This window comes from Nocardioides ungokensis, assembly GCF_013466985.1.
Classification (GTDB): Bacteria; Actinomycetota; Actinomycetes; order Propionibacteriales; family Nocardioidaceae; genus Nocardioides; species Nocardioides ungokensis.
Window position 1 is genome coordinate 3,793,344 of sequence record NZ_CP059164.1, and the last position, 21,330, is coordinate 3,814,673.

Genomic DNA, 21,330 nt, shown 5'->3' on the forward strand with positions numbered 1-21,330 from the left:
GTCAGCGTCCTGTGTAGTTGGGGGCCTCGACGGTCATCTGCACGTCGTGGGGGTGGCTCTCCTTGAGCGAGGCGGAGGTGATCCGCACGAAGCGGCCCTTCTCCTGCAGCTCGGGGATGGTGCGGGCGCCGACGTAGAACATCGACTGGTTGAGGCCACCGACCAGCTGGTGCGAGACGGCCGCCAGCGGGCCGCGGTAGGCGACCTGCCCCTCGATGCCCTCGGGGACGATCTTGTCGTCGCTGGTGACCTCGGCCTGGAAGTAGCGGTCCTTGGAGTAGGACTTCTTGCCGCGGCTCGACATCGCGGCGAGCGAGCCCATCCCCCGGTAGGACTTGTACTGCTTGCCGTTGACGAAGACCAGCTCGCCCGGTGACTCCTCGCAGCCGGCGAGCAGCGAGCCCAGCATCACCGTGTCGGCCCCGGCCACGACGGCCTTGGCGATCTCACCGGAGTGCTTCATGCCGCCGTCGGCGATGAGCGGGACCCCGGCCGGCCTGGTGGCCAGCGACGCCTCGTAGACCGCGGTGACCTGGGGGACGCCCACGCCGGTGACGACGCGGGTGGTGCAGATGGAGCCCGGACCCACGCCGACCTTGACCGCGTCGGCGCCGGCGTCGACGAAGGCCTGAGCGCCCTCGCGCGTGGCGACGTTGCCGCCGATCACCTGGACGTGCCGGGTCGCCGGGTCGGTCTTGAGGCGCTTGACCGTCTCGAGCAGGAGGCGCACGTTGCCGTGGGCGGTGTCGGCGACGAGCACGTCGACCCCGGCCTCGACCAGCGTGGTGGCGCGCTGCCAGGCATCCCCGAAGTAGCCGATCGCGGCGCCGACGAGCAGCCGGCCGTCGGCGTCGTACGACGCGTGCGGGAACTGCTCGGACTTCACGAAGTCCTTGACCGTGATCAGGCCGGCCAGGCGGCCGTCGGCGTCGACCAGCGGCAGCCGCTCGCGCTTGTGCTTGCGCAGCAGCAGGGTGGCCTCGTCGCGGGAGATGCCGACGGGTCCGGTGATCAGCGGCATCGGCGTCATCACCTCGTCGACCTTCGTGGTCGCCCACTCGGCGACCGGGGTGAAGCGCAGGTCGCGGTTGGTGATGATGCCGAGGAGGCGCTCGTCGGAGTCGACCACGGGGAGGCCGGAGACGCGGTACTCACCGCAGATGCGGTCGAGCTCCTCCAGCGTCGCGTCCGGCCCGATCGTGACCGGGTTGGAGATGATGCCGGTCTGGGTCCGCTTGACGAGGTCGACCTGGTAGGCCTGGTCCTCGATCGAGAGGTTGCGGTGCAGGACCCCCAGCCCGCCCTGGCGCGCCATCGCGATCGCCATCCGGGACTCGGTGACGGTGTCCATGGCGGCGCTGACCAGCGGCACCTTGATCGAGATCTCGCGCGTCAGCCGCGAGGTCGTGTCGATGTCCGACGGCGCCAGGTCGGAGTGACCCGGCAGCAGCAGGACGTCGTCGTAGGTCAGGCCCAGGGCGGCGAACTTCTCGGGGAGCTCCACCCGGTCATCCTACCGAGCGACCGCGCCGCGCTCCGACTCGACGGGGTCAGGCGTCCAGCGGTCGCAGCGAGCGGACCGGCACCCTCACGGTGAGCTCGTCGGCCGCCATCCGGATCCGGGCCCGCAGGCCGGCCGCGAGCACCATCGGCAGCACCGCCTGGTTGTCCGCCCGGGTGGTGAGCACGATCTCCGTGGCGCCCATCGAGCCCGCCAGGCGGGCGGCGTCGACCAGGAGGCGGGTGCCGATCCCGCGGCGCTGCCACGCAGGATCGACCCGCAGCGTCACCGGCCGGACGTCCTCCTCGGCACCGTCCTCCTCGGCACCGGGCGGCCCGACGATCGCCAGTCCGACCGGGACCTCCTCGATCACGGCACGCACCGCGTCGCCCTCGACGGCGTACTGCGGCGTCGATCCGGTGCCGACCCGCCGGGGCGAGGGGGCCGACGCCACCTCCCGACCACGGGCGAGGACGTCGGAGACCAGGTCGGCCATCGCGGCGCCGCGGGCGTGCTCGGTGGCGGTGAACGGGGCGGTACGCCGCACCTGCACCTGCACCTCCCCCACGGTCATGTCCATGACGTCCTGCACGGGGCCGAGCGAGCCCTGCTCCGGGTCGGCCTCGGCGTCGAAGAGCATCGCCACCACCTCGGGGAACGTGGCCGGGCGGGCCAGGATCCGGCGCGCGGCCTGGACGTAGCGGGTCGGCTGGTCGGTGAGCGCCGCCTCGGTGCAGGGCGCCGCACTGACAGCGCGCCCACCGGACGCCTCGACGATCTCGGCGATCTCCGGCAGCCCCCATCCCTCGGGAGTGCGCAGCACCAGCTCGTCGGTGACGGCGTCGATGCCCGGGAAGATCTGCAGGCCGAGGATGTTGACGCCTGCCTCGCCACAGCTCCTGGCCAGGACGGCCAGCGATCCCGGACGGTCGGGCAGGGTCGTGCGAACGCGCCAGAGCATGGGTTCCCCCTCGTGGATGGTGCAGACAGGGGAACAGTGCCCCGACGACGTTGCAGGTCTGGAACACCCGTGTTTCACCCGCATGACACCTGTGCCGGCACCTGCGAGGCTGGCCTGCGTGAGCGGCTGGATCTACTTTCTCCACCCTCCCCGACGGAACTTCGCGGACACCATGTCGGCCGCGGAGGAGTAGGCCTTCGGGGCGCACTTCGCCTATCTGCAGGAGCTCCTCGCCGAGGGCGTCCTGGTGCTCGCCGGGCCGACCCTCGGCGAGCGGTAGACAACCGGAGTCCGCGCCGCGCAGGCACGTCGACCCACGACGACCCCAGAACGCAGCGACCCCGCCCGGACGAGCCGGGCGGGGTCGCTGCGTATACGGGTCGATCAGTGGCCGTGGCCGTGACCGTGGCCGTGGCCGGCCGCGCCGTTGTCCTCGTCGTCCTCCGGCTTGTCGACGATCAGCGTCTCGGTCGTGAGCAGCATGCCCGCGATCGAGGTGGCGTTGACGAGCGCGGAGCGGGTGACCTTGACCGGGTCCAGGACGCCCTGGGCGACCAGGTCGCCGTACTCCTCGGTGGCGGCGTTGTAGCCGTTGCCGAGGCCGAGCTCGCGGACCTTGGTGGTCACGACGTAGCCGTTCTGGCCGCCGTTCTCGGCGATCCAGCGCAGCGGCTCGTCGGCCGACTTGCGGACGATGCGGACACCGGCGGCCTCGTCGCCGGTGAGGCCGAGGTCGTCCTTGAGGACCGACACCGCGTGGATGAGGGCGGAGCCACCACCGGGGACGATGCCCTCCTCGATCGCGGCGCGCGTCGCGGAGACGGCGTCCTCGATGCGGTGCTTCTTCTCCTTCAGCTCCACCTCGGTGGCGGCGCCGACCTTGATCACGCACAACGCCGCCGGCCAGCTTCGCGAGCCGCTCCTGGAGCTTCTCGCGGTCCCAGTCGGAGTCGGTGGACTCGATCTCGGCCTTGATCTGGTTGACGCGACCGTCGACCTCGGCGGCGTCACCGGCGCCGTCGACGATCGTGGTGTTGTCCTTGGTGATGACGACGCGGCGCGCTGACCGAGGACCTCGAGGCCGGACCTGGTCGAGCTTGAGCCCGACCTCGGGTGCCACGACCTGACCGCCGGTCAGGGTCGCGATGTCCTGCATCATCGCCTTGCGACGGTCGCCGAACGCCGGGCTCTTCACCGCGACGGCGTTGAAGGTGCCGCGGATCTTGTTCACGACCAGGGTCGAGAGGCCTCGCCGTCGACGTCTCGGCGAGGATGAACAGCGGCTTGCCGGCCTGGATGACCTTCTCCAGCAGCGGCAGCAGGTCGGCGATCGCCGAGATCTTGCCCTGGTGCAGCAGGATGTAGGGCTCGTCGAGGACGGCCTCCATCCGCTCGGGGTCGGAGACGAAGTACTGCGAGATGTAGCCCTTGTCGAACTGCATCCCCTCGGTGAACTCCAGCTCGGTGCCCATGGTGTTGGACTCCTCGACCGTGATCACGCCGTCCTTGCCGACCTTGTCGAAGGCCTCGGCGAGCAGCTCGCCGATGTGGGAGTCGCGGCTGGAGATGGTCGCGACGGAGGCCATGTCCTCCTTGGACTCGACCTCGCGGGCCGCCTCGCGCAGCGCGTCGCCGACGGCCTCGGCCGCGGCGTCCATGCCCCGCTTGAGCCCATCGGGTTCGCACCGGCGGCGACGGCGCGCAGGCCCTCGTGGACCATCGCCTGCGCCAGCACGGTGGCGGTGGTGGTGCCGTCACCCGCGACGTCGTTGGTCTTGGTGGCGACCTCCTTGGTCAGCTGCGCACCGAGGTTCTCGAACGGGTCGTCCAGCTCGATCTCGCGCGCGACGGTGACACCGTCGTTGGTGATCGTGGGCGCGCCCCACTTCTTGTCCAGGACGACGTAGCGGCCCTTGGGGCCCAGTGTCACCTTGACGGCGTTGGCGAGCGCGTCGACGCCCCGCTCGAGCGCGCGGCGGGCGCCCTCGTCGAACTCAAGAATCTTCGGCATTGCTCTCCTCAAAGAGATCGAGCCGTGCCCCCGGGCGTGCGCCGGGGCGCTCGCTCAGGGACACGACTCAGGGGAATTCAGGAAACGACGGCAAGCACGTCGCGGGCGGAGAGGATCAGGAACTCCGACCCGCCGTACTTGACCTCGGTGCCGCCGTACTTGCTGTAGATGACTTGTCGCCGACGGCCACGTCCAGCGGGACGCGGTTGCCGTTTGTCGTCGATGCGACCCGGACCGGTCGCCACGACCTCGCCCTCCTGGGGCTTCTCCTTGGCGGTGTCGGGATGACCAGGCCGGACGCCGTGGTCTGCTCGGCCTCGAGCGGCTTGACGACGATGCGGTCCTCGAGGGGCTTGATGTTGACCGACACGATGTCGACCTCCACTTTCTCCACTTGTCTGACGTAGGGCTTGGAGCACTCCGGGTGACGGGAGTCCTCCGGACGTTGGGGCTTGCTGGGAGGTACGCCGTCGCGGGGGTCGCACTTCGCTCGCAAGCGCTGGCACCCTCGTGGTGAGAGTGCCAGTCCTGACGTTAGCACTCGGCCCGAATGAGTGCCAGCGATGGTCGGCTCCGGGTCTCTGACAGGATCGACGCGTGGACCTCGACGACTTCCGGTGGCTGCTGACCGACGACGGCCAGGCACTGCTCGCCCGGGCCGCCGAGGCCCCCGACGACCCGCTGCGCGCCCAGACCCAGCTGCGCCGGCACGCGGCGCCGGGCCACGTCGCGGCGGCGATGACCCAGGTCGCGCTGCGCCGCCGGGCAGAGGCCAAGTTCGGCGACCTCGCCGCCCGCATGTACTTCACCCCGGACGGGCTCGAGCAGGCCACCCGGTTCCCCGTCGCACGGCACCGCGCGGCCCGCCTCGAGGCCGCCGCCACCCGCACGGTCATCGACCTCGGCTGCGGGATCGGGGGCGACCTCGTCGCGTTCGCCTCGGCCGGGATGATCTGTGCAGGCGTCGACCTGGACCCGCTGCGGGTGGAGGTGGCTGCCGCGAACCTGGCGGCGCTCGGGCTCGACGGCGCGGTGCAGGTCGCCGACGCCACGGAGGTCGATCCCACGCCGTTCGACGTCGCCTTCGCCGACCCGGCCCGCCGGTCCGCCCGGGGCCGCACCTTCGACGTGGACGACTGGACCCCGCCGTGGTCGTTCGTGGAGCGGCTGCTGCATCGCGACTCCTGCGTCAAGGTGGCACCGGGCATCCCCCACGATCTGGTGCCCGACGGTGTCGAGGCCGAGTGGGTCAGCGACCACGGCGAGGTCAAGGAGGCCGCGCTGTGGTCGGGCCGGCTGGCCACGACCGCCCGGCGCGCCACGGTCATCGGTGAGGGAGGCCTGGCCAGCCTCACCGACGAGGACGACCCCGGGGCCGGTGTGGTTCCGGTCGGGCGCTACCTCTATGAGCCCGACGGCGCGGTGATCCGCGCGGGGCTGGTCACCGCGGTCGCGGCCGACCTGCACGGCGGCCTGGTCGACGCCCACATCGCCTACGTGACGTCCGACGAGGCCTCCGCGACGCCGTTCGCGCGGGTTACGAGGTGCTCGAGGAGCTGCCCTACCGAGAGAAGCCGCTGCGGGCCGCGCTGCGCGAGCGCCGGATCGGCCGGCTGACCATCAAGAAGCGTGGCGTCGACGTCGTGCCCGACGAGCTCCGCAAGCGCCTCGACCTCACCGGTGACGCCGAGGCGACCATCGTGCTCACCCGCGTCGCCGGGAGCGGCACCGCGCTGCTCGTCCGGCCCCTCTGACCCCGCCGGGGGTCGCCGTCAGGCAGAGGCCTCGGGGATGCCGTCGTCCGTCGGTGCGGCGGCCCCGGCGAGGAACACGCGCGCCAGCGGGTGGCCGCGCAGCGGCCGGGCGAGCAGGTCCCAGATCTCGCCGACCAGCCCGGGTGGCCCGCCCCGCCTGCCGAGCACCTGCCCGAGCCAGTGGCGCACCTCGACGATGATCGACTCGTCGCCGGTGACCAGCGCTGCCGCCAGGCAGCCGAGGACGTGGTCGACGTGCCCCTCGAGCTCGATCCACCACGCGGGACGCGACCCGTCCACGGCGTGCCGGTGTCCGAGGGTGCGCACCACGTGCGGGGTGATCTGGCTGCGGAAGCCGAGGATCCAGGCCGCCTCGGCGTCGGCCGGGCCCTCCTCGGGCCTCCGCCGCCGACGTCCGCGGCGGGAGCTCCTCGAGGACACGGAGGACGTCCCCCACCGTGGGCGCGTACGCCGTGGCGCCGAGCGCCGCGCGCGCCGTTCGTCGCCCCCGAAGGCGCGACCACCCACGATGACCGGGATGCCGATGGCACCGATGCTGCCGAAGAGCCCCTTCTGCGACGCCAGCGACGAGGTCAGCGAGGCGCTGAACAGCACCGCACGCGGCTTGCGCACGAGCACCTCGCTGAGCAGGTCGTGCGGCTCGGGGTCGCCGCCGAGGTAGTCGACCCGGTAGCCCGCCACGCGCAGGGTCTCGGCCACCACGAGGGCCGGCAGGGCGTGCCGCTCCCCCTCGATGCAGGACACGAGCACGAGCGGTCGCGACGGGTCGGGCGGCGGCGCGAAAGAGCCGAGCCAGTGCACCAGGCCCTCGTTGATCGCCGTCGCCGTGTGCTCCTGGGACACTGTCCACTCGCCGTCGAGCCAGAGGTCACCCACGCGGGCCTGCGCGGGCACGATGAGCTCGTCGACGATCTCGAGGGTGGAGCGTCCGGCCTCCTGGAGCCGCTTCACCGCCGCCATGGCGGCATGCCGGTCGCCGACGCTCAGCGCCTGCCAGTAGTCCTCGTCCACGGGTCTCCGTCCTTCTCGACCCGCCGACCTCACGACGGGCTCAGCCCAGTGCCTCCCGCTCGGCGCCGATGGTGGTGTCGTCGCCGTGCCCGGTGTGGACCACGGTGTCGCCGGGGAGCTCGAGGAGCCGGGACCGGATGGACCTCTTGATCTGTTCCTCGTCGCTGAACGACCGACCGGTGGCACCGGGCCCACCCTGGAACAGGGTGTCGCCGGTGAACACGCAGCCGAGGTCCGGGGCGTGGAAACACACCGCCCCCGGGGCGTGCCCCGGGGTGTGGATGGCACGGAGAGTGATACCCCCGACGCCGATCTCGAAACCGTCCGCGAGATCGACGTCCCACAGGTGGTCCCCGGTCTCGGCGTCACCGTGGGTGAGCTCCCACAACGGCCGGTCGTCCGGGTGCAGCATGATCGGCGCGACCGTGCGCTCCCGCAGGGCCGGCGCCACCCGGCAGTGGTCGTCGTGGGCGTGGGTGAGCAGGATCGCCCTGACCTTGCGGTCGCCCACCACGGCCATGATGTCGTCGACCGAGTGCGGCGCATCGATGACCACGCACTCGGTGTCGTCGCCCACGACCCAGATGTTGTTGTCGACCTCGAAGGTCTCCCCGTCGAGGCTGAACGTGCCGCTGGAGACGGCGTGGTCGACGCGGGCGCCCCGCGACCCGGCCATCAGAGGACCACGACCGAGCGCAGCACGTTGCCGCCGTGCATCTTCTCGAACGCCGCCTCGACGTCGTCGATGCCGATCTCCTCGGTGACGAAGGCGTCGAGGTCGAGGCGACCCTGCTGGTAGAGGTCGACCAGCATCGGGAAGTCGCGGGAGGGCAGGCAGTCGCCGTACCAGCTGGACTTCAGCGAACCGCCCCTGCCGAAGACGTCGATCAACGGGATGTCCGGGACCTTCATGTCCGGGGTGGGCACGCCGACGAGGACCACGGTCCCGGCGAGGTCGCGGGCGTAGAACGCCTGCTTCCAGGTCTCGGGGCGACCGACGGCGTCGATGACGACGTCGGCCCCGTTGCCACCGGTCAGCTCCTGGATGGCCGCCACCGGGTCGGCCTCCTTGCTGTTCACGGTGTGGGTCGCACCCATCCTCGTGGCGGCCTCGAGCTTCTTGGCGTCGATGTCGACCGCGATGATCGTGGACGCACCGGCGAGCGCGGAGCCGGCGACTGCCGCGACACCCACACCGCCGCAGCCGATGACGGCCACGGACTTGCCGCGGCCCACGTTGCCGGTGTTGATCGCCGCACCCAGGCCGGCCATCACGCCGCACCCGAGCAGGCCGACGGCGGCCGGCCGCGCGGACGGGTCGACCTTGGTGCACTGGCCCGCCGCGACCAGGGTCTTCTCGGCGAAGGCCCCGATGCCGAGCGCCGGGGTCAGCTCGGTGCCGTCCTCCAGCGTCATCCGCTGGGTCGCGTTGTGGGTGGCGAAGCAGTACCACGGCTCGCCGCGGTTGCAGGCGCGGCAGTCGCCGCACACCGCACGCCAGTTGAGGATCACGAAGTCGCCCGGCTCGACGCTGGTGACGTCCTCGCCGACGGCCTCGACCACGCCCGCCGCCTCGTGGCCGAGCAGGAACGGGAAGTCGTCGTTGATGCCGCCCTCGCGGTAGTGCAGGTCGGTGTGGCAGACCCCGCAGGCCTGCACCTTCACCAGCGCCTCGCCCGGCCCGGGGTCGGGCACGTTGATGGTCGTCACCTCGACGGGCTGCCCCTTGGCTCGTGCGACGACTGCCTTCACCTGCTGCATGCGCTGTCCTCTCGTCTCCCTCGTGCTGGCCGCGCTCACCGACCCTCTGCAGACACCTTAGGGAGGCGCTGGTCGGCCGGCACCGGCCCATTTGCAACCTCCCGGCGGGGGCCCGCGTCCTTGTTCCGTACGGACGGAGGACAAGATGCAGCTCACAGCCCACACGGGCACTGGATCGGGGGTCGGGATGCCGGGGAGCTCGGCGGAGCGTGATGCCGAGTTCACGGCGTACCTCGCCGCGCGGCAGCCCGCGCTGCTGCGCACGGCGTACCTGCTCACCGGCGACCAGCACCAGGCCGAGGACGTCCTGCAGACCTCGCTGGCCAAGCTCTACCTCGCTTGGGACCGGGTGCGTGATCGCGACTCGGTGGACGCCTACGTCCGGCGGATCATGGTCAACGAGAACAACTCGGTCTGGCGCCGGGCCTGGAAGCGGCGCGAGCACTCCACCGACGAGGTTCCGGACAGCACGCCGGTCCACGACACCTACGACGACGGCCGCAACGACACCCTCTGGGCGCTGGTGCAGACCCTGCCCCGCAAGGCCCGCGCCGTCCTCGTGCTGCGCTACTACGAGGAGCTCTCGGAGGCCGAGACCGCCGACGTGCTCGGCATCTCCGTCGGCACCGTGAAGTCCCAGACCAGCCGCGCGCTCGCGGCGCTGCGCGAGCGCACCCCCGCAACCCTGCACCCCCGGGAGGAGGAGCGATGAGCAACCAGGACCACCTCGCGGAGAGGCTGGGTGAGGAGCTGCGCGCCCGCGCCGACCACATGTACGGCGCGCCGCTCTCCTTCGACGACGTGCGCGGCCAGGCGCACCGCATCCGGCGGCGCCGCCGCGCCTCGGCAGCGGCCGCGATCGTCGCCGCCGTGGCGGTCGTCGCGGTCGTGCCGGCCGTGCTCTCCGGCAGCCTCGACCGCGCGGACGGTCCCCAGCCCGCGCCGGCACCGACGCACAGCTCGCACACCGCCGTCCTGCACGACGGCGAGGTGACCCTCACGGACGGGGGCACGGTGCACATCGACGCACCCAGCAAGGACGTGAGCCAGTTCGGCATGCTGACCGACGGCCGCATGGTGGTGGCCAACCAGGCGAAGCAGGCCATCCAGGTGTTCGCACCGGACGGGTCGCTGACCGCGACGTACCCGGTCGATCTGCTGCTCCTCACCATGAGCTCCACCGACGATCTGGCGGCCTGGCTCGACGGCCCCCGGGTGCAGGTCCTGGAAAGCGGTGTCGCCGAGCCGGTCGCACTGGCGCGGATGTCGAAGTCGGCGGGGACGATCCCCATGGTCGACGCAGTGACCGGCGACCACTGTGCCGAGGGCGGCTGCCAGGCGATCCTGAGCGACGGGACGCAGACGACCGGCGAGGTCTCGACCGACGGCGTGTCGGAGGTCGCGACCAGCGAGCCGCTGCGGGTCACCGACGTGAGCCGCGACGGCAAGACGTGGGCGGTGGCCTTCCTGCCCAGCGAGAACGAGCAGTACGGCTGCGGCGGTCTCTACGACCCGGAGGCGCGGCGGGTCCTCGCGCGCAGCTGCAGCACCAACGGGCTCCAGTTCGCCCCGGACGGCCAGCACCTGTCGTCCGCCTTCTTCGAGGACGGCATGTTCAGCGACGTGACTGTGGTCGACCGCCAACTGCAGGTGGTGCGAGAGGTCGACCCCGGCAAGCAGGTCGTCAGCCGGTTCGCCTGGGCCGACGACTCCCACCTGTCCACGGTGCTCGCCGACCTGGCGGGCAAGCACTGGACCGTGGACCGGGTGGACATCGGTGGTGGCGACCTCGAGACCGTCGCGGGCCCCGTCCCGGGTGGGAACCCCGAGATGATGTCGGAGTACCTGCCCTCGGAATGACCCGGTGGGTCCGGGCTGCTCAGCTGCCGAACCGGTCGCCGAGCAGCCGGGCGATCGGCCAGGCGCCGTCCGACCAGTTCGAGATGACCGTGCAGGTGGTCGAGGACGTGGGCTGGTGCAGGCTCGTGAACGAGACGCCCGCGTCGTACCCCTCGAGGAAGACGCCGTCGCCCGTCGCCCGCAGGTGGAACCCGAGCCCGTAGCGCCTGGACTCCTCGGGCCAGTCGCTGCGCGGCCGCACCATCTCGGCGAGCCCCTCCGGCGAGACGATCCGTCCGCCGAACAGCGCCTCCCAGAAGGCGCTGAAGTCGGCAGCGGTCGAGTAGATGCCCCCGTCGCCGTTGCCGCGCACCGGGAGGTGGAGCACGTTCGTCCTCAGGCCGTCCACCGACAGGTAGCCCCGGGCAGCACGACCCGGCAGCTCGTCGGAGCGCAGGAACGCGGTGTCGACCATGCCCGCGGGCTCGCAGACGAGGGTGCGCACCAGGTCGTGGAACTCAACCCCGGTGGCTCGCTCAGCCAGCAGCGCGAGCAGGACGTATCCGGCGTTGTTGTAGGCGAACCGCTCGCCGGCGGGCGACACGGTCGGGTGTCCGTCGAGCGCCGGCAGGAACTGCTCGGTGGTCGCGAGCTGGTGGACCGGCACCGTCATCACGTAGTCGCGGACGTCGCCGACGGCGTCCTCGTCGAGGTAGTCGCCGATCCCGGACCGGTGTGCCAGCAGGTGCTCGACCGTCACGTCGTCGGCGACCAGGGGCAGGTCGTCGCCGAGCAGCGACCGCGCGGTGGTGGCGAGGTCGAGCGTCCCTCGCTCGACCAGGCCCATCACCGCCAGCGCGGTCAGGCCCTTCGTCCCACTGGCGATGGCGAAGACGGTGTCCACCGTGTTGGGGACCTCGTGGGCACGGTCGGCGAGCCCGTAGGACGAGCAGAACTCCAGGACGCCGGAACGGTCCACCCGGACCACCCCGGAGAACCTCGAGCGCTCCGCCGCCTCGTCCACCGCGCCCTTGAGTGCCTGCATCGCCCGAAACTACCCCGCTCGGCGGGAAGCCGACCGTCGAAATACCCTGGCGACCGCCGGATCAGGCCAGGACGCTGGTGACCGGGAGGGAGGAGTCCGCCGGCAGGTCCAGCGGCGACGGGGTCCTCCCCCGCGACACCATCTCGGAGCCGAGCGCGGCGACCATGGCGCCGTTGTCGGTGCACAGGCCGGGGCGCGGGACCCGCACCCGGATGCCCTTCGCGGCGGCCCGCTCCTCGGCCATCGCGCGCAGCCGGGAGTTCGCGGCGACGCCGCCGCCGATCAGGATGTCGTCGATCCCCTCGGTAGCGGCCGCATCGATGGCCTTGCGGGTCAGCACGTCGCAGACCGCCTCCTGGAAGCTGGCCGCCACGTCGGCCACGGGAACCGGCTCCCCGGAACGCTCGCGGGCCTCGACCCACCGCGCCACCGCGGTCTTGAGCCCGGAGAACGAGAAGTCGAAGCGGTGGCGCTCCAGGTCGCGCCGGGAGGTGAGCCCGCGAGGGAAGTCGACGTACACGCTGTCGCCCTCGCGCGCGACCCGGTCGATGTGCGGACCCCCCGGGAAGGGCAGCCCGAGCAGGCGGGCGACCTTGTCGAAGGCCTCGCCGGCAGCGTCGTCGATCGTCGAGCCCATCGGGTCCACGCCGGCCGTGACGTCCTCCACCCGGAGCAGGCTCGAGTGGCCACCGCTCACCAGCATCGCCAGGCACGGCTCGGGCAGCGGCCCGTGCTCGAGCTGGTCCACGGCCACGTGCGAGGCGAGGTGGTTGACGCCGTAGATCGGCTTGCCGAGCCCGATGGCGAGCGCCTTCGCCGCGGCGACGCCGACGAGCAGTGCACCGGCCAGGCCGGGGCCGTTGGTGACCGCGATGGCGTCGACGTCGGACAGCGTGATGCCGGCGGTCTCGCAGGCGCGCTCGATGGTGGGAACCATCGCCTCGAGGTGCGCGCGGCTGGCGACCTCCGGGACCACCCCGCCGAAGCGCGCGTGCTCCTCGACGCTGCTCGCGACGGCGTCGGCCAGCAGGGTGTTGCCGCGCACGATGCCGACGCCGGTCTCGTCGCACGACGTCTCGATGCCGAGGACCAGGGGTTCGTTCACCCGGCCATTGTGCAAGCCCTGCGTCCGGCCCGGGGCCACACCCCCGGGAACCGGGCCCGGCAGCCCGGATGCGCCGCCGTGAACATCGTGGCGCCCCTGGGAAACAATTCGGTGAGTCCTGCTGCGGGGAGCCGCCTTCGGTCGTAAGTTGTCCGAGTTTGTTGTCTCTCTCACATCAGAACTCGGAGCACCACATGCGAATTCCGGGCACTCCCCGAACTCACGTGGCCCTCGTCGCCTCCGCGTCGGCCGCACTCCTCCTCGCCAGTCCTGCCGTCGCCGGTGCCCGCACCGTCGACGACACCACGCTGGTCCCGCACTCGACCTTCACGATGCAGCCGGACGGCTCGTCCGGGCTCGACACCACGGGTGCCAACATCCCGAACATCGACTCGGTGAAGTCGACGATCCGCACCTACTACGGCGCCGGCTCGAACGGCATCGCCAACAAGACCGACTCGCCGTACATCTCCGAGATGACGCAGATCGAGACGGACGCCCTCGCTGCGCTCCCGACGGTCGACCCGGCCGCCAACAAGGCGGTCGTCTTCGACGCCGACGACACCACGCTCTGGACCTACGACATGGAGGACGGGGCGATGCACTTCAACTTCGACCCGGTGCTCCAGGGCACGTGGGTCCACGACGGCAAGTTCCCGGCCACGCCGGGCATGGTCGACTTCGTCGACGCCGTCGCGGCCAAGGGCTACAACATCTACGGCATCACCGGCCGCAGTGCGAGCCAGGAGGACGACACGATCGCCAACCTGGGGAACGTCGGCTACACCGAGTTCAACGCCGACAACTTCTTCACGAAGTTCGACAGCACGCACCCCAAGCCGGACTACCTCGACTGCCACACCAGCGTCGACCCCACCGACGACCCGGCCAAGTGCACGACCGTGGAGTACAAGGCCGGCACCCGCAAGTACATCGAGGCACCCGTCGCCGACGGCGGCCTCGGCCAGGACATCGTCCTGAACATCGGTGACCAGTTCTCGGACCTGCAGGGCGGCTTCTCGGACGACAGCCTCAAGCTGCCGAACCCGACCTACTACCTGCCGAGCGCCAACATCCAGGGTGCCCCGGCGTCCGACGTCACGCTGGCACCGCGCACCTCGTTCACGATGGCGCCGAACGGCTCCAGCGGCGCCACCGAGGGCGGCGAGGGCATCCCGAACATCGACTCGGTGAAGGCCACGATCCGCAACTACTACGGCGCGGACCCGGTGACGCACAAGGCGAACAAGCAGACCTCGCCGTACATCACCGAGATGACCGACTTCGCGGCCAAGTGGGCGCCCAAGCTGCGCACCGCCTGCGCCAACCAGGTCAGCAAGGGCATCAAGCCGGCCGTCGTCTTCGACGCCGACGACACCACGCTGTGGACCTACGACATGGAGGACGCCAAGATGGCGTTCAACTTCGACCCGGTCCTGCAGAACACCTGGGTCCAGGAGGAGCGCTTCCCGGCCGTCCCGGGCATGGTCAAGGTCGTCCGCGCCGCCGCCGCCGGTGGCTGCAAGGTCGTCGGCCTGACCGGTCGCAACAACGCCCAGCGCACCGCGACGCTCGACAACCTCGCCAAGTTCTACTACGACACGAAGACCGACAACTCGCTCTTCCGCTCGCAGTACTACTTCACCAAGTGGACCAGCACCGACGAGCCCCCGGCGTACGTCGACTGCTCGCTCGACGGCGACGCGACCAAGTGCTCGACGATCGACTACAAGGCGTCGACCCGCAAGCACGTGCAGGACGACATGGGCCTGCACATCATCGCCAACCTCGGTGACCAGTTCAGCGACCTGATCGGCGGCTCCTCGGACCGCGCGGTCAAGCTGCCGAACCCGACGTACTACCTGCCGTAAGGCATTGCTCGAGCTGCCCCCGGGCAGTGCTCGTGCTGCCTTCGGCAGTGCTCAACCCCTGACGGCGCCATCGCGGCGTCCCAGCCCCAGGCTGAGGACGACCGCGGTGGCGCCGTCCTTGTAGTAGTGGCGGCGACGGCCCACCTCGGCGAAGCCCTCGGTCTCGTAGAACGCGATCGCACCCGCGTTGTCCTCACGGACCTCCAGCAGCAGCCGGTCGGCACCGTCGTCGAGGGCGAGGTCACGCACCGCCGCCAGCAGCGCGGTCGCCAGGCCGGTACGCCGGTGCGGCCGGTCCACCGAGATCCGCTGGAGCTCGGCCACGTCGGCGACGATGCTGGCCACGGCGTGGCCGACGACCTCACCGTCGACCTCTGCCACGAGCACGTGGATGGTCGGGAGCCGTCCGCCCACGGCCTCGATCACGAGCCCTTCCGACCAGGCGTCGATCCCCAGGTTGCCGCGCTCCAGCGCCGCCACCGCGTGGGCGTCGTCGTCGGTGGCTGTGCGGATCATCGGGTGCGGATCATCGGGTGCGGATCATCGGGTGCGGATCACGAGACGGGCTTGGGACGCCCCGGCGCCACGGCGTCCGGGCGGCGCAGGTAGAGCGGCTCCGGGTCGCGCAGCTCGGCACGCTGCCCGGTCACGACCCGGGCCAGCCAGCCGGCGCTCGGCCGGGCCGGGCCGGCGGCGTTCGGGAAGGCGTCGGGGTAGAGGGTCGCCCCCTCGCCCACCACGGGCAGATCGGTGGCGGCGGCCCCGGGGTGCTCCACCATGGGCCCGTGCAGGCGCGCCGCCTCGGCGTCGTACGACGCGAGGTAGACCTCCTTGCGGCGGGCATCGGTCGCCACCACGAAGTGGCCCGTCACCGCTGCGGTGTCGACCGCCTCGACGGCCAGGACGTCGAGCGAGCAGACGCCGTGCACCGGGATGCCGAGGACGAAGCCCAGCGTCCGCGCGGTCACCAGTCCGACCCGCAGCCCGGTGAAGGGCCCGGGCCCGACTCCGACCGCGATCGCGGTGAGGTCCTGGCGAGTCCTCCCGGCCTGCTCGAGGGCCTGGGCGATCAGGGGCGCGAGCTGCTCGCCGTGCTTCATCGGCCGCTCGGAGACGAGCTCCACCACGACGTCCTCGCCGTCGTGCAGGGCGACGGAGACGTACGGCGTGGCGGTGTCGAAGGCGAGCAGCACGGGTCGAGGCTACTGGGACGCGGTCGCGTCCGAGACCTCCGGGCGCTCCAGCGCGAGCTCGGCCAGGTGCGCGTCGATCCCCGACGCCCCGGGCAGGTCGGAGACGAGGTCCCAGGTGCGCAGCTCGTCGATCTGGTCGTTGGGGGCGAAGTCGACCCTGCCGTTCAGCTCCGTGCGGTAGACCGCGACGAACTCGATGCGGCGTTCGTGGCCGAGCTGGACCGTGCCGACCCCGACGAACTCCACCGCGCCGGCCGGCGTACCGGTCTCGTCGAGGAACTCGCGCACCGCTGCCTCGCGCGGCGTCTCGTCCTGGTGGATCTGCCCGCCGGGCAGCTCCCACTCGTCGCGCCAGCTGTTGTGGACCATGACCACGCCGCCGGCGTGCTCGGCCACCATCAGCGCCAGCGGCAGCGGGATGCTCGGGTCGAGGTCGCTCAGCTCGGACTCGTCGCAGCGCCGGAAGTCGAGGAGCAGGTTCTCGTTGAGCTTCTCGGCCAGCGGCGGGCGCTGGCTGGAGGGGACCTCCATGGAGTACCACCGCGGTCCGATCGGGGTCATCAGGACCCGACGCGGGTCGAGCTCGGTGTCGACGTCGTCGTCGGCGAGCGCCCGGATGATCCGCACCTCCAGCCGGGACTCGGCCAGCCCCTCGGCCACCCCCTCCCCCCACTCCACGACGGTCACCGACTCGTCGAGGGAGGCGTCGAGGTCGAGGTCGTCGAGCTCGCCGATGCCACCAAGCCGGTAGGCGTCGACGTGCACGAGCCCCGGCCCCTCGACCAGCGAGGGGTGCTCGCGGGCGATCACGAACGTCGGCGAGGTGATGTCGCCACGGACCTCGAGGCCGCACCGATGCCCTGGGTGAACGTCGTCTTGCCCGCCCCGAGCTCCCCGCTCAGCACGATCAGGTCGCCGGCGCTCAGCTGCCCGGCCAGGGCGCGGCCGATGTCCCGCATCGAGTCGGCGTCGGGGGCGTCGAAGAGGAACGTGCGCAGCGGTCGGCGCAGCTCGACGTTGGGCGAGGCGCGGCGTACCTCCCGGAAGCCCTGGCGCTCCCAGAAGCGGCGGGTCCGCGGCAGCTCCTCGCGGGTCACGACGGTCAGGTCGTCGTAGCCGTTGGCGGCGTCGACCGCGGCGTCGATGAGCATCTTCGCGATCCCGTGCCCCTGGGCGGAGGGCAGCACCCCGAAGCGGCGCAGGTACATCGTGCTGCCCCTTCGGGTCGAGCACCAGGGCGCCGACGTCCTCGCCCTCGAAGCGCGCCACCAGGCCGCCGGCGCCGTTGGCGAGCAGTGCGGCCAGCTCGGTCAGGCTCTCGCTGAGCGCGGCGGCCGGCGGGTCGAGTGGCGGACGCGCCTCGAAGGCCGGCAGCACCACGGCCCGCACCGCCTCGGCCTCCTCGGCTCCGACGTGACGGATCTCCAGGCTCATCGGGAGTCCACCAGCCCGGCGGCCGCGGCGATCAGCTGGTCGAGCTCGGCGTTGACCTGGTCGTGGCGCTCCATGATCACCATGTGGCCGGCCTTCTCGCACTCCAGCAGGGTCGAGCCGGGGATGTGCGCGTGCAGCTTGCGGCTGTGCCCGACCGAGGTGAGCCGGTCGGCGGTGCCGCAGATGATCGCGGTCGGGACGTTCTCCAGCGCCGCGACGGCGTGGAACTTGTCGAGCATCCGGAAGCTGCCGAAGAACTCCGCGACGACCTCGAACGGCGTGTCCGAGAGCATCCGGTCCACGAAGTCGACGTACCCCGCGGGCACGGCGTCACCGAACGCGAAGACGTCGGTGGCGACTGTGGCCACGTTGCGGCCGAGCCGGCGGACCCGGTCGACGCTCCTGTGGCCGCGGCCGAGCAGCCGCACCGCGCGGTGGGTGATCTCGCCGCCGATCGAGAGCGGCAGGATCGGGAGCAGGATCCGGCTCGGGTCGAGCCCGCCGGCGGTGGTGGAGATCAGCGCGACCCCGGCGACCCGGTCACCGAAGAGCTCAGGGTGCTGCTCGGCGAGCGCGATGATGGTCATGCCGCCCATCGAGTGGCCGACGAGCACCACCGGCCCCTCGGGCACGACCTCGTCGAGGATCTGCTTGAGGTCGCGGCCGAGCTGGTCGATCGTGGCGTGGCCCAGGGTCGAGCGGCCGGAGCGGCCGTGCGAGCGCTGGTCGTAGAAGACCGACCGGACCAAGCCGCGGTAGCCGGCCCGCTGGAAGTGCCAGCAGTCCAGGTTGAGCGCGTAGCCGTGGCAGAACACCACCGTCAGCGGCGGATGCGCCGCGCGCCTGGTGCGGCGGCGGCCGTTGTTCTCGTCGAGGACGAGCTCGTCGACCTCGACGTGGAGCGGCACGCCGTCGTCCGCGACCACCGTGATGGGCCTGGAGCGCAGTGAGCCGAACGGGGTGGCGTCGCCGGCTCCACGGCGCGCGATGACGCGACGGTGCCGGGCGACCCCGACGGCCGTGCCGGCAACCGCGATGCCGGCCGCTCCGGCAGCGGCTCCCAGGATCCTGCGTCTGACGCTCATTCGGGGTCCTCGGCTCCTCGGTCGGGTTGGACGTGACGGCGGACGAACCGGCCGCCGATCCTGGTGACGATCTCGTAGGAGATGGTGCCGCACGCCTCCGCCCAGTCCTGGGCGGTCGGCTCCCCGTCCCGGCCGATGCCGAACAGCACCACCTCGTCGCCGGCCTCTGCCTGGTCGCCCTCGAGGTCGACGACGAACTGGTCCATGCAGATGCGGCCGCGCACCGGGCGTCGCTTGCCGCCGACCCAGGTCTCGGCGGTGTTGGACGCGTGTCGCGGCACGCCGTCGCCGTAGCCCGCCGGGACCAGCCCGACGGTCGTGGGCTGCGGCGCGATCCAGGTGTGACCGTAGGAGACACCGGCGCCGGCGGCGATCGGCTTGACCAGGGCCAGGGTCGCGCGCACCGTCATCGCCGGGACCAGGCCCAAGTCGGCGGTGTGGCCGGGCGCCGGGTCGAGGCCGTACGACGCGAGCCCGCACCGGACCAGGTCGAAGCGGGAGGAGGGCCGCAGCAGCGCGCCCGCCGAGTTGGCCAGGTGCCGGACCTCGGGGCGCAGGCCGGCCGCCGCGGCGACGTCGAGCGCGTGGCGGAAGGCCTCCTCCTGCGCGTCGTTGGCGGGATGGTCGGGCTCGTCGCTGCACGCGAAGTGGGACCAGATGCCGGTGACCCGGACCAGCCCGCGCTCCTCGAGCCGGGCCGCCTCGGCGACCAGGTCCGGCCAGTCCGCCGCGGTCGCGCCGCCGCGGGAGAGGCCGGTGTCGATCTTGAGCTGCACCCGTGCGGTGCGCTGCAGGTGGTGGGCGGCCTCGGCGATCTCACCCAGCACCGGCAGCGTGGCGGCGGTGACGTCGACGTCCGCGGCGACCGGGTCGGCGTACCCCTCGCCGGGCACGGCCAGCCAGCACAGCACCCGGCCGGTGTCGCCGGCGGCGCGCAGCGCCATCGCCTCGTCGACGGTGGCCACGCCGAGCCACTCGGCCCCGGCCTCGCGGGCGGCCGCGGCGGACTCGACCATGCCGTGGCCGTAGCCGTCCGCCTTGACGACGGTCATCATCCGGACCGTCCCGGCGCCCTCGGGATCCACCGCCCGGCGCAGTGTGGCGACGTTGTGCCGGATCACCGCCAGGTCGACCACGATCTCGGCGCGCGCGACCGGCGATGGGCTCATGACCACCGATTCTCCCATCCGTCGACACCAGGGCGGCGCAGGGCCGTCAGGCGCGGGACGGGAGGTGTCGCACGACGGCCGCCACGTGGCGGGCCACGTCGCCGGCCACGACGGGTCCGCCGCGGGAGGCCAGGGTCGCGGCGGCGCCGTGCAGCCAGGACCCGACCGAGGCCGCGTCGAACGGCTCCAGGCCCGCCGCGAGGAGCGCGCCGATGAGCCCGCCGAGGACGTCGCCGGCCCCGGCCGTCGCCAGCCACGGCACGCCCGTGGTGGTGGCCCGGACCCGGCCCTCCGGCTCGGCGACCAGCGTGTGCCTCCCCTTCAGCAGGACCACCGCGCCGAGCTCGTCGGCGGCGCGGCGGGCGTGAGCCAGCGGACTGGCCTCGATGTCCGCGCGCCCGGTGCCGAGCATCGCGGCGAGCTCGCCCGCGTGCGGGGTGAGGACCGCCGGGACGCCGAGCCGGCCGGACACGTGGGCCAGCGCGTCGGCGTCGACCACTACCGGGACACCCTCGTCGAGGGCCTCGGCCAGCTCGCGGCCGGCGTGCTCCCCGCCGCCCGAGCCGACCACCCAGGCCTGCACCCTGCCCTCGCCCACGACCTCCGGGTGCGCCTCCCGGACCCGGTCGGCGACGGCACGGTCCCCGACGTACCGCACCATGCCGCACAGGCCGGTCGCCGCGCCCGCGACGCTGAGCAGGCCGGCGCCGGGGTAGGCCGCGGAGCCGGAGCGGACGCCGACGACGCCGCGGGTGTACTTGTGTGCGTCCGGGCGGGGGCGCGGCAGCAGCGCCGCGACGTCCCCCGGCTGGAGCGCCTCGACGGGCGCCGGCGGCAGGTCGAGACCGATGTCGACGAGCTGCACCACGCCGCAGGCCGCGGCCGCGGGGTCGACGAGGTGCGCGATCTTGTGGGTGCCGAAGGTGACGGTGACGTCCGCGCGGACGTGCTCGCCGTCGAGCTCGCCGGTGTCGACGCCCACCCCGGACGGGACGTCCACCGCGACCACCGGGACCCCGGGCACCGCCGCGAGCGCCGCCACCGCCTCGTTGCCCAGGCCGCCGCGACCACCGATCCCGACGATCCCGTCCACGACCACGTCCGGTCGTGCGGTGGAGGGTGCGCCCCGGCGCACGTCGAACCGCACGACCCGGCCTCCGGCGGCACGCAGGGCGGCCACCCCGGCCTCGTGGGCCCGGTCGGAGAGCAGCCACGCGTCCACCAGGCACCCGCGCCGGGCGAGCAGCACCCCGGCGTACAAAGCGTCGCCGCCGTTGTTGCCGGACCCGACGAGCAGCAGCACCCGCCGCCCGTAGGCGCCACCGAGCAGGTCGATGACGGCGTACGCCAGACCGGCCGCGGCACGCTGCATCAGCACCCCGTCCGGGAGCCGCGCCATCAGTTCCCCCTCGGCCGCCCGCACCTGCTCGACGGTGTGCGCACTCCTCATGCGGCCAACCTAACGGTGTCGTGCCCCTGAGAGTGCGCCCTGGCGCACCCTGAGCCACACGACCCGAGGGCTGTGGAGGACGCCGAACCCGAGAGCGGCCGAACGGGCAGTCTGCCCTC

19 protein-coding genes and 2 pseudogenes are annotated in these 21,330 nt (G+C 72.2%); 5 read left to right on the forward strand and 16 right to left on the reverse strand.

Going from position 1 to position 21,330, the window contains the following annotated elements:
* Position 1 precedes the first annotated feature (1 nt).
* The 4 genes and pseudogenes from guaB to H0S67_RS27560 form a co-directional block, all read right to left on the reverse strand.
* Entirely contained in the window at positions 2 to 1,504 is a 1,503-nt protein-coding gene (gene guaB, locus H0S67_RS18715; RefSeq protein WP_180934265.1) for an IMP dehydrogenase, read from the reverse strand.
* Positions 1,505 to 1,550: 46 nt separating this feature from the next.
* Complete coding sequence (locus H0S67_RS18720; RefSeq protein WP_180934266.1) at positions 1,551 to 2,462, reverse strand: GNAT family N-acetyltransferase; 912 nt, start codon at positions 2,460 to 2,462, stop codon at positions 1,551 to 1,553.
* A 384-nt stretch (positions 2,463 to 2,846) separates the two neighbouring features.
* Positions 2,847 to 4,473, reverse strand: a pseudogene (gene groL, locus H0S67_RS18725) (chaperonin GroEL).
* A 77-nt stretch (positions 4,474 to 4,550) separates the two neighbouring features.
* A pseudogene (locus H0S67_RS27560) lies at positions 4,551 to 5,119 on the reverse strand (co-chaperone GroES).
* On the opposite strand from H0S67_RS27560, the gene H0S67_RS18735 reads away from it, so the two are divergent.
* Together H0S67_RS18735 and H0S67_RS25890 are read left to right on the forward strand one after the other, a co-directional pair.
* The gene (locus tag H0S67_RS18735; protein ID WP_246354877.1) at positions 5,071 to 6,090 is read left to right on the forward strand and encodes a methyltransferase domain-containing protein; all 1,020 of its coding nucleotides are present in this window, start codon (positions 5,071 to 5,073) and stop codon (positions 6,088 to 6,090) included. The pseudogene H0S67_RS27560 and the gene H0S67_RS18735 overlap by 49 nt on opposite strands.
* Entirely contained in the window at positions 6,018 to 6,227 is a 210-nt protein-coding gene (locus H0S67_RS25890) for a THUMP-like domain-containing protein (RefSeq protein WP_246354878.1), read from the forward strand. The genes H0S67_RS18735 and H0S67_RS25890 overlap by 73 nt, the downstream gene beginning before the upstream one ends.
* A gap of 18 nt (positions 6,228 to 6,245) precedes the next feature.
* On the opposite strand, the gene H0S67_RS18740 is transcribed toward H0S67_RS25890, so the two are convergent.
* Genes H0S67_RS18740 through H0S67_RS18750 form a run of 3 tightly spaced genes read right to left on the reverse strand, consistent with a single transcriptional unit; the run spans position 6,246 to position 9,020 of the window.
* On the reverse strand, positions 6,246 to 7,259 hold the full coding sequence (locus H0S67_RS18740; RefSeq protein ID WP_180934268.1) for a cobalamin B12-binding domain-containing protein: 1,014 nt from the start codon (positions 7,257 to 7,259) through the stop codon (positions 6,246 to 6,248).
* A gap of 40 nt (positions 7,260 to 7,299) precedes the next feature.
* A complete protein-coding gene (locus H0S67_RS18745) occupies positions 7,300 to 7,935 on the reverse strand; it encodes an MBL fold metallo-hydrolase (protein ID WP_180934269.1) in 636 nt (211 codons plus the stop codon).
* Positions 7,935 to 9,020 (reverse strand): S-(hydroxymethyl)mycothiol dehydrogenase, encoded by a 1,086-nt coding sequence (locus H0S67_RS18750; protein ID WP_180934270.1) that lies wholly within the window; start codon positions 9,018 to 9,020, stop codon positions 7,935 to 7,937. The genes H0S67_RS18745 and H0S67_RS18750 overlap by 1 nt, the downstream gene beginning before the upstream one ends.
* Positions 9,021 to 9,165: 145 nt before the next feature.
* On the opposite strand from H0S67_RS18750, the gene H0S67_RS18755 reads away from it, so the two are divergent.
* Positions 9,166 to 9,732 carry a SigE family RNA polymerase sigma factor gene (locus H0S67_RS18755; RefSeq protein ID WP_246354879.1) on the forward strand — a complete coding sequence of 189 codons (567 nt, stop codon included), beginning with the start codon at positions 9,166 to 9,168 and terminating at the stop codon, positions 9,730 to 9,732.
* The gene (locus H0S67_RS18760; protein ID WP_180934271.1) at positions 9,729 to 10,880 is read left to right on the forward strand and encodes a hypothetical protein; all 1,152 of its coding nucleotides are present in this window, start codon (positions 9,729 to 9,731) and stop codon (positions 10,878 to 10,880) included. Before H0S67_RS18755 ends, H0S67_RS18760 begins: the two co-directional genes overlap by 4 nt.
* A gap of 19 nt (positions 10,881 to 10,899) precedes the next feature.
* Here the strand turns inward: H0S67_RS18760 and H0S67_RS18765 are convergent, their stop codons facing one another.
* Both H0S67_RS18765 and tsaD read right to left on the reverse strand, forming a co-directional pair.
* Positions 10,900 to 11,904 carry a serine hydrolase domain-containing protein gene (locus H0S67_RS18765; protein WP_180934272.1) on the reverse strand — a complete coding sequence of 335 codons (1,005 nt, stop codon included), beginning with the start codon at positions 11,902 to 11,904 and terminating at the stop codon, positions 10,900 to 10,902.
* Between the two features lie 61 nt (positions 11,905 to 11,965).
* Positions 11,966 to 13,009: a tRNA (adenosine(37)-N6)-threonylcarbamoyltransferase complex transferase subunit TsaD gene (gene tsaD / locus H0S67_RS18770; RefSeq protein ID WP_180934273.1), complete on the reverse strand. Its 1,044-nt coding sequence runs from the start codon at positions 13,007 to 13,009 to the stop codon at positions 11,966 to 11,968.
* 224 nt (positions 13,010 to 13,233) lie between these two features.
* Here tsaD and H0S67_RS18775 point away from each other — a divergent pair, with 224 nt between their 5' ends.
* On the forward strand, positions 13,234 to 14,880 hold the full coding sequence (locus H0S67_RS18775) for an HAD family acid phosphatase (protein WP_219635335.1): 1,647 nt from the start codon (positions 13,234 to 13,236) through the stop codon (positions 14,878 to 14,880).
* Positions 14,881 to 14,931: 51 nt separating this feature from the next.
* On the opposite strand, the gene H0S67_RS18780 is transcribed toward H0S67_RS18775, so the two are convergent.
* The 7 genes from H0S67_RS18780 to H0S67_RS18815 form a co-directional block, all read right to left on the reverse strand.
* Positions 14,932 to 15,396 carry a GNAT family N-acetyltransferase gene (locus tag H0S67_RS18780; RefSeq protein WP_180934275.1) on the reverse strand — a complete coding sequence of 155 codons (465 nt, stop codon included), beginning with the start codon at positions 15,394 to 15,396 and terminating at the stop codon, positions 14,932 to 14,934.
* Positions 15,397 to 15,434: 38 nt separating this feature from the next.
* On the reverse strand, positions 15,435 to 16,073 hold the full coding sequence (tsaB, locus tag H0S67_RS18785; RefSeq protein WP_180934276.1) for a tRNA (adenosine(37)-N6)-threonylcarbamoyltransferase complex dimerization subunit type 1 TsaB: 639 nt from the start codon (positions 16,071 to 16,073) through the stop codon (positions 15,435 to 15,437).
* Between the two features lie 9 nt (positions 16,074 to 16,082).
* Positions 16,083 to 16,883, reverse strand: a complete 801-nt coding sequence (locus H0S67_RS25895) for a tRNA (adenosine(37)-N6)-threonylcarbamoyltransferase complex ATPase subunit type 1 TsaE (protein ID WP_246354880.1) — start codon at positions 16,881 to 16,883, stop codon at positions 16,083 to 16,085.
* Positions 16,880 to 17,281, reverse strand: coding sequence for a tRNA (adenosine(37)-N6)-threonylcarbamoyltransferase complex ATPase subunit type 1 TsaE (locus H0S67_RS25900; RefSeq protein ID WP_246354881.1), 402 nt, complete (start codon positions 17,279 to 17,281; stop codon positions 16,880 to 16,882). Before H0S67_RS25900 ends, H0S67_RS25895 begins: the two co-directional genes overlap by 4 nt.
* A gap of 222 nt (positions 17,282 to 17,503) precedes the next feature.
* On the reverse strand, positions 17,504 to 18,592 hold the full coding sequence (locus H0S67_RS18805) for an alpha/beta fold hydrolase (protein ID WP_180934277.1): 1,089 nt from the start codon (positions 18,590 to 18,592) through the stop codon (positions 17,504 to 17,506).
* Entirely contained in the window at positions 18,589 to 19,761 is a 1,173-nt protein-coding gene (gene alr, locus H0S67_RS18810) for an alanine racemase (RefSeq protein WP_180934278.1), read from the reverse strand. Before alr ends, H0S67_RS18805 begins: the two co-directional genes overlap by 4 nt.
* A gap of 46 nt (positions 19,762 to 19,807) precedes the next feature.
* Positions 19,808 to 21,211 (reverse strand): NAD(P)H-hydrate dehydratase, encoded by a 1,404-nt coding sequence (locus tag H0S67_RS18815; protein ID WP_180934279.1) that lies wholly within the window; start codon positions 21,209 to 21,211, stop codon positions 19,808 to 19,810.
* Positions 21,212 to 21,330 lie beyond the last annotated feature (119 nt).